This window comes from Streptomyces sp. KLMMK (genome assembly GCF_036961605.1).
Classification (GTDB): domain Bacteria; phylum Actinomycetota; class Actinomycetes; order Streptomycetales; family Streptomycetaceae; genus Streptomyces; species Streptomyces telluris.
This window is the reverse complement of sequence record NZ_JBAMDC010000298.1, coordinates 1-8092: the sequence shown is the minus strand read 5'-3', so window position 1 is coordinate 8092 and position 8092 is coordinate 1. Positions and strand designations below refer to the sequence as shown.

Here is an 8092-nt window from a genome sequence, read left to right as displayed (position 1 = left end):
GGTGGCCCCGGCGGCACCCGTGGCACCCGTGGCACCGCCGCAGCCGGCGTACGGCTACCCGCAGCAGCCCGCACCCTCGGCGGGCGCGCCGTCCTACGGCTATCCACCGGCGTACCGGCCGGTGCCGGACCCGTCCTTCCGGCTGCCGCCGCAGGGGCCGCAGTTCCTGCCGAACCGCTGACCGTACGGGAACCGCCGACCGCGGGGGACCCCGGCCGCAGCACCGTCCCGGGGCTCTGCCCCGGACCCCGGTCCTCAAGCGCCGGACGGCTGAAGGTGTGGAGTGACCGCCTTCGCAGGGGCGCGAGGCACCCGCAGCGGCCCGGGGCCCGGCGAAGGCGCGTCACACCTTCGTCTTGTATCCCCTCCCCCACTGCAGCCCCCACCCGTACAGCCGGTCCAGCTCCGCCTGAAAGCCGTACACGTACTTCATCTCGCGCCGGAGGATGATCTCGCCCTTGACGTTCTCCAGCATCACCACGGCGCACGACCGCGCTTCCGGCGCGCGCTCCTCCAGGGCGATCTCGATCCGGGGGCCGTTGCCCGGGTAGAGCGTGACCGTGGCGTGCGTACGGTCGAACGCCGGGGTGCCGTCGTAGATGTAGACGAAGATCAGCAGTCGCTTGATCTCGGCGCGGTGGTCCATGTTGATGTAGATCGTCTCGCCGGACCCGGAGCCGAACCTGTCGTCGCCGCTCAGCTGGACGTACGGCGGGCTGTTGATGCTGCCCAGTATGTTCCCGAGGGGCTGCACCACGCCTTTGGCGCCGTCCTGGAGCTCGTACATGCAGGCGAGGTCGAGGTCGACGTTCACCATGGCGGGGCCCTGCGCCTGCACCATCTCGGGCCGGAACTTCCGCATGGGGTGCCGCAGACCCTGGATGCGGCCGGTCCGGTCGCCGAAGTCCGAGGTGCGCATCCGCCAGGAGAGGTTGACCCGGAGATTGCCGGTGACCGCCCCCTGCTTGCTGAGCGAGAACGAGGGATGACGCTTGGTCAGCTCGACGGCGCCGTGCGCACCGCCGAAGTCGAGCTGCTGCGCGGCAGCACGCCCCCAGTTGCCGAAGAACCTGTCCCGGAACGTCATAGGAACCCCACCCCTTTTTTTGCACATTCCCGCTCAACTGCCGCGGGGCGGCCGTGAGGTGAGCCTCACGACCGCCCCGCTGAGAGCGTTCCTCAAATGTGCCAGGGTCACACCCCGGAAGGGGTCACTCCCCGGAAGCGTGGGTCAGACCCCGGAAGCGACTTCCGACTTGGCGCCCGAGTCGCTGCCCTCCGCCGCCGCCTTGCGGTTGCGCATCACGGAGGACAGGAACGACAGCCCGATGAGGGCCACACCGATGAGGCCGGTAATGACCTCGGGGATCTCGTGCTTGATGCTGATCATCAGGATGACGGCGAGGGCACCGATGGCGTAGTGCGCGCCGTGCTCGAGATAGACGTAGTCGTCCAGGGTCCCCTTGCGGACGAGGAAGACCGTCAGCGACCGGATGTACATGGCGCCGATGCCGAGGCCGATGGCCATCACGAAGATGTCGTTGGTGATGGCGAAGGCGCCGATGACACCGTCGAAGGAGAAGGACGCGTCGATGACCTCGAGGTAGAGGAACATGAAGAAGGCGGCCTTGCCGGCGAGGCCGACGACCGAGCCGTTGCCCTGCTTCGCGGCGGGCGCCGAGTCCTTCGCGGCCTCGCCCTCGCTCTCCTCGTCGTCCTCCTCGTCCTCTTCCAGGCGGCTCTCGAAGAAGTCGGAGATTCCGCCGACGACGAGATACGTCACCAGACCGCCGATTCCGGCGAGCAGGACCGTGGTGGCCTTGTCGATCGTGCCCTCGCCGTCGTGCACCGGGACGGAGGTGGCGAAGGTGGTGGCGGCGATCAGGAGCACGACCAGGGAGACGACGATCGAGAGGGTCTCCAGCTTGCCGATCTTGGCGAGCGGCCTCTCCAGCCAGCCGAGCCACTTGATGTCCCGGTCCTCGAAGATGAAGTCCAGGAAGATCATCAGCAGGAACATGCCACCGAACGCGGCAATGGCCGGGTGGGCGCTGGTGACCAGCGCCTCGTACCGGTCGTGATCCTGAATGGCGACCTTGACCGCTTCGATCGGCCCCAGCTGGGCGGTAACGGCGACGATGACGACCGGGAACACCAGCCTCATGCCGAAGACGGCGATGAGGATGCCCAGGGTCAGGAACATCTTCTGCCAGAACGGGTTCATCTTCCGGAGGATTCCGGCATTGATGACCGCATTGTCGAACGATACTGAGACCTCGAGGACGGACAGTATCGCGACGATCGCGAGCCCCTGCCACCCCCAGAGGACACCGGCCAAGGCCAGTCCGGCCGCCGTGATGGCGAACGACCAACCAAAGGTTTTCAGGAGCACTGGCTACCCAATCCTTCGTTATGGGGTTTCCCCCGCGCCGTGCGCGGCTTTACGAAACGTTGACCCCGAAGTCTAGGGCGATGCCGCGCAGGCCCGACGCGTACCCCTGACCCACCGCCCGGAACTTCCATTCCCCGCCGTACCGGTAGACCTCGCCGAAGATCATCGCGGTCTCGCTGGAGGCGTCCTCGCTGAGGTCGTAGCGGGCGAGTTCGGTGCCGTCGGCCTGATTGACCACGCGGATGTAGGCGTTGCTGACCTGGCCGAAGCTCTGGCCACGGGCATCGGCGTCGTGAATGCTGACCGGAAAAACGATCTTGTCGCAGGCGGCCGGGACCTTGCTGAGGTCGACCAGGATCGTCTCGTCGTCGCCATCACCCTCACCGGTGAGATTGTCGCCGGTGTGTTCGATGGATCCCTCGGGGCTCTTGAGGTTGTTGTAGAAGACGAAGTACTCATCACCGAGCACCCGGCCCGTGGCGCACAGCAGGGCGCTGGCGTCGAGGTCGAAGGGGGCTCCGGTGGTGGAGCGCGCGTCCCAGCCGAGACCGACGGTCACATTGGTGAGGTTGGGTGCGGCCTTGGAGAGGGAGACATTGCCTCCCTTGGCGAGCGTGACGCCCATGATCTTGTTTCCTCCCCGGTCGAGATGCGGCGCCCTCGGGCAGCGGGGGCACCGTGCACGTCCGGCGCCGCACTCCCGGGAACGGGGGTGCGGCGCCGGACGCGGATGGCCTGTCGGTCAGACGTTGACGCCGAAGTCCTGGGCGATGCCGCGCAGGCCCGAGGCGTAACCCTGGCCGATGGCGCGGAACTTCCACTCCGCACCGTGGCGGTAGAGCTCGCCGAAGACCATGGCGGTCTCGGTCGAGGCGTCCTCGCTGAGGTCGTAGCGGGCGAGCTCGACGTTGTCGGCCTGGTTCACCACGCGGATGTAGGCGTTGCGGACCTGGCCGAAGCTCTGCTGGCGCGACTCGGCCTCGTAGATCGAGACCGGGAACACGATCTTGGCGACATCGGCGGGCACGCCGGCCAGGTTGACCTTGATGACCTCGTCGTCGCCCTCGCCCTCACCGGTGAGGTTGTCACCCTGGTGCTCGACGGAGCCCTCGGGGCTCTTGAGGTTGTTGAAGAAGACGAAGTTCTGGTCGTTGGCGACCTTCCCCTGGTCGTTCGTCAGCAGTGCGCTGGCGTCCAGGTCGAAGTCCGTACCGGTGGTGGTACGGGCGTCCCAGCCGAGACCGACGATGACCGCGGTCAGGTTCGGGGCCGCCTTGGTCAGCGAGACGTTGCCGCCCTTGCTGAGACTGACTCCCACGAGTCCTCCATTGGTTCGAGTTCAAGGGGGTAGGTCTCCACCTGCGCCCCCGGTGTGCGATGGCATCCGGTCAACGTGTGGATCCTAGTGACCGGTTCCCACCGATTACATACTTCTTGCTCAGAGAGCTGCGAGCGCCTTGGTGTACTCGTCCAGGTCACGCGCGTCGGGCAGGCCGTTGACGACGGTCCAGCGCACCACGCCCTCCTTGTCGATGATGAAGGTGCCGCGCACCGCGCAGCCCTTCTCCTCGTCGAAGACACCGTAGGCGCGGCTGACGTCGCCGTGCGGCCAGAAGTCGGAGAGCAGCGGGTAGGTGAGGCCCTCCTGCTCGGCGAAGACGCGCAGCGAGAACGGGGCGTCGTTGGAGACGGCGAGCAGCTGGACGTCGTCGTTGACGAACTTCGGCAGCTCGTCGCGCAGGGCGCACAGCTCGCCGGTGCACACGCCGGTGAAGGCGAAGGGGTAGAAGAGCAGGACGACGTTCTTCTCACCGCGGTAGTCGGAGAGCCGGACGGTCTCGCCGTGCTGGTTCCTCAGCGCGAAGTCCGGGGCCTTGGTGCCGACCTCGATCGCCATGTTCGCATCCCTCATCTCGGCAGGGGCCGGCCCGGGGTCCGCGTCCGGACCCGGCCACCGGCGGGTAGGGCGCCCAGTGTGTCACTGCACGCCCCCTGCGATGCACCGCGCCCCCCGGCAGCAGTGCTGTCGGGGGGCGCGGCGGCGGCTCTTCCGGCGGCGGGCCCGGGGGCCGGCGGCGTTCCTAGCGCTTGGGGGCGGCCAGACGGGTGCCCGTCCAGTCCTTCGCCACGCTGATGCTCTTGGTCTGGGAGAGCCCGGCGGTCTGCGCGGCGTCCTGGATGTCGCTCGGCTCGATGTAGCCGTCGCGGCCGGTCTTGGGCGTCAGCAGCCAGATGTTGCCGCCGTCCTCGAGGAGACCGATGGCGTCCACCAGCGCGTCCGTGAGGTCTCCGTCCTCATCCCGGAACCACAGCAGGACGACGTCGGCCACGTCGTCATAGTCCTCGTCGACGAGGTCCTGGCCGATGAGGGACTCAATACCTTCACGGAGATCATGATCGACGTCGTCGTCGTAACCGATCTCCTGGACCACCTGCCCGGGCTCGAAACCCAGCCTTGCAGCCGGATTGGTCCGCTCCTCCGCGTGGTCCGCGGTCGCGCTCACGGATTTCCTCCTGTCATCCTTCGAGACGTTGCATTCGCCTCGCGCGTACGCGAAACGATGGGCGTAGTCCACACGTGACGGACGGATCGCGCAAGTACCCGGCCATCGAGACCGCCGAAACGTTGACGGACGGGGACGTCCTATGGCAACTCCAACCATGAGGCAGGAGGGGCGAGTGATTCACAACACAGAACTTTGCCCGTTTTGCGAAGTTACTCCATGCGATGACCCGGGCCGACCCCGAACAGCCGTACACAGGGAACCCTCTTTGGGGGCGTAAGGTTGCGATTTGGCCGCCCCGGGCGACCGACAAACGCTGCTTCGTCTCACCAGTGGTGGTTACCGCCCAGTAGAGATGACGTTTCCGCCGCCGCGGTCCACGATGGGACCGGCGCGACATAAGCAGAGCCATATTTGACCGCGTGCGCAGCAACATCGCGTGCAGAGCACGACCAGACCGAACAGCGAAGGAACAGCGTGGCTTCCGGATCCGATCGCAACCCGATCATCATTGGCGGCCTTCCCAGCCAGGTCCCGGACTTCGATCCCGAAGAGACCCAGGAGTGGCTCGACTCGCTCGACGCAGCCGTCGATGAGCGAGGCCGGGAACGTGCCCGCTACCTCATGCTTCGCCTGATCGAGCGCGCACGCGAGAAGCGCGTCGCGGTGCCCGAGATGCGCAGCACGGACTACGTCAACACGATCGCGACCAAGGACGAGCCGTTCTTCCCCGGTAACGAGGAGATCGAGCGCAAGATCCTCAACGCGACCCGCTGGAACGCGGCCGTGATGGTCTCCCGCGCCCAGCGCCCCGGCATCGGCGTCGGCGGCCACATCGCCACCTTCGCCTCCTCCGCCTCGCTGTACGACGTGGGCTTCAACCACTTCTTCCGCGGCAAGGACGAGGGCGACGGCGGCGACCAGATCTTCTTCCAGGGCCACGCCTCCCCGGGCATCTACGCCCGCGCGTTCCTCCTGGACCGGCTCTCCGAGCGGAACCTGGACTCCTTCCGCCAGGAGAAGTCCAAGGCCCCCTACGGCCTCTCCAGCTACCCGCACCCGCGCCTCATGCCGGACTTCTGGGAGTTCCCGACCGTCTCGATGGGCCTCGGCCCGCTCGGTGCGATCTACCAGGCCCGCATGAACCGCTACATGGAGGCGCGCGGCATTGCCGACACCTCCAAGTCCCACGTCTGGGCGTTCCTCGGCGACGGCGAGATGGACGAGCCGGAGTCGCTCGGCCAGCTGTCCATCGCCGCCCGTGAGGGCCTGGACAACCTGACCTTCGTCGTCAACTGCAACCTGCAGCGCCTCGACGGCCCGGTCCGCGGCAACGGCAAGGTCATGCAGGAGCTGGAGTCGCAGTTCCGCGGCGCCGGCTGGAACGTGATCAAGCTGGTCTGGGACCGCTCCTGGGACCCGCTGCTGGCGCAGGACCGCGACGGCATCCTGGTCAACAAGCTCAACAGCACCCCGGACGGCCAGTTCCAGACGTACGCCACCGAGACCGGTGCGTACATCCGCGACCACTTCTTCGGCGACGACCACCGTCTCCGCAAGATGGTCGAGAACATGACCGACGACCAGATCCTGCACCTGGGCCGCGGCGGTCACGACCACAAGAAGATCTACGCGGCGTACGCGGCGGCCAAGGCCCACAAGGGCCAGCCGACCGTGATCCTCGCGCAGACGGTCAAGGGCTGGACCCTCGGTCCGAACTTCGAGGGCCGCAACGCGACCCACCAGATGAAGAAGCTCACGGTCGAGGACCTCAAGCGCTTCCGCGACCGCCTCCACATCCCGATCGCCGACAAGGAGCTGGAGTCCGGCCTGCCGCCGTACTACCACCCGGGTCGCGACTCGGAGGAGATCCAGTACATGCACGACCGGCGCAACGGGCTCGGCGGCTACGTGCCGACCCGCGTCGACCGGTCGAAGCCGCTGGCCCTCCCGGACGACAAGGTCTACGCGAGCGCCAAGAAGGGCTCCGGCCAGCAGTCGATCGCCACCACCATGGCGTTCGTCCGCATCCTGAAGGACCTCATGCGGGACAAGGAGATCGGCAAGCGCTTCGTGCTGATCGCCCCCGACGAGTACCGCACCTTCGGCATGGACGCGTTCTTCCCGTCGGCCAAGATCTACAACCCGCTCGGCCAGCAGTACGAGTCCGTGGACCGCGAGCTGCTGCTCGCGTACAAGGAGTCGCCGACCGGCCAGATGCTGCACGACGGCATCTCCGAGGCGGGCTGCACGGCCTCGCTGATCGCGGCGGGCTCCGCCTACGCGACGCACGGCGAGCCGCTCATCCCGGTCTACGTCTTCTACTCGATGTTCGGCTTCCAGCGCACGGGCGACCAGTTCTGGCAGATGGCCGACCAGCTGTCGCGCGGCTTCGTGCTCGGCGCCACGGCGGGCCGCACCACCCTGACCGGTGAGGGCCTGCAGCACGCCGACGGCCACTCGCAGCTGCTGGCGTCCACCAACCCGGGCGTCGTCTCCTACGACCCCGCGTTCGGCTTCGAGATGGCGCACATCGTCAAGGACGGTCTGCGCCGGATGTACGGCGAGAACGCCGAGGACGTCTTCTACTACCTGACCGTCTACAACGAGCCGATCCAGCACCCGGCCGAGCCGGCGGACGTGGACGCCGAGGGCATCCTCAAGGGTCTGTACCGCTTCGCGCAGGGCGAGAAGGGCGCGATCCCGGCCCAGATCCTCGCCTCCGGTGTCGCGGTGCCGTGGGCGATCGAGGCCCAGAAGATCCTCGCCGAGGAGTGGGACGTCAAGGCGGACGTCTGGTCGGCGACCTCCTGGAACGAGCTGCGCAGGGACGCCATCGAGACGGAGGAGCACAACCTCCTGCACCCGGAGGAGGAGCTGCGCGTGCCGTACGTCACGCAGAAGCTCCAGGGCGCCGAGGGCCCGTTCGTGGCCGTGTCCGACTGGATGCGGGCCGTTCCGGACCAGATCTCGCGCTGGGTGCCGGGCGCGTACCAGTCGCTGGGTGCCGACGGCTTCGGCTTCGCCGACACCCGTGGTGCGGCCCGTCGCTTCTTCCACATCGACGCCCAGTCGATCGTCCTGGCCGTGCTCACCGAGCTCGCCAAGCAGGGGAAGGTGGACCGCTCCCTGCTGAAGCAGGCGGTGGACCGCTACCAGCTGCTGGACGTCACGGCGGCCGACCCGGGCGCCGCGG

General features: G+C 67.4%; 7 protein-coding genes and 1 pseudogene. 2 read left to right on the top strand and 6 right to left on the bottom strand.

Features of this window, described 5'->3' with window-relative positions:
* Positions 1 to 181, top strand: a pseudogene (locus V7793_RS28785) (TerD family protein); the annotation flags it as partial.
* A gap of 162 nt (positions 182 to 343) precedes the next feature.
* Here V7793_RS28785 and V7793_RS28780 read toward each other — a convergent pair.
* The 6 genes from V7793_RS28780 to V7793_RS28755 all read right to left on the bottom strand — a co-directional run bounded on the left by V7793_RS28780 (position 344) and on the right by V7793_RS28755 (position 4896).
* The gene (locus V7793_RS28780) at positions 344 to 1087 is read right to left on the bottom strand and encodes a TerD family protein (RefSeq protein WP_336011763.1); all 744 of its coding nucleotides are present in this window, start codon (positions 1085 to 1087) and stop codon (positions 344 to 346) included.
* A gap of 144 nt (positions 1088 to 1231) precedes the next feature.
* On the bottom strand, positions 1232 to 2392 hold the full coding sequence (locus V7793_RS28775) for a DUF475 domain-containing protein (RefSeq protein WP_336011761.1): 1161 nt from the start codon (positions 2390 to 2392) through the stop codon (positions 1232 to 1234).
* Positions 2393 to 2441: 49 nt separating this feature from the next.
* A complete protein-coding gene (locus tag V7793_RS28770; RefSeq protein WP_336011759.1) occupies positions 2442 to 3017 on the bottom strand; it encodes a TerD family protein in 576 nt (191 codons plus the stop codon).
* 117 nt (positions 3018 to 3134) lie between these two features.
* Entirely contained in the window at positions 3135 to 3710 is a 576-nt protein-coding gene (locus V7793_RS28765) for a TerD family protein (protein WP_336011756.1), read from the bottom strand.
* A 120-nt stretch (positions 3711 to 3830) separates the two neighbouring features.
* A complete protein-coding gene (locus V7793_RS28760) occupies positions 3831 to 4289 on the bottom strand; it encodes a peroxiredoxin (protein ID WP_058044592.1) in 459 nt (152 codons plus the stop codon).
* Positions 4290 to 4473: 184 nt separating this feature from the next.
* The gene (locus tag V7793_RS28755) at positions 4474 to 4896 is read right to left on the bottom strand and encodes a DUF3052 domain-containing protein (protein ID WP_190020873.1); all 423 of its coding nucleotides are present in this window, start codon (positions 4894 to 4896) and stop codon (positions 4474 to 4476) included.
* Between the two features lie 477 nt (positions 4897 to 5373).
* Here V7793_RS28755 and aceE point away from each other — a divergent pair.
* On the top strand, positions 5374 to 8092 hold a 2719-nt coding region (gene aceE, locus V7793_RS28750), incomplete at its 3' end, for a pyruvate dehydrogenase (acetyl-transferring), homodimeric type (protein ID WP_336011751.1).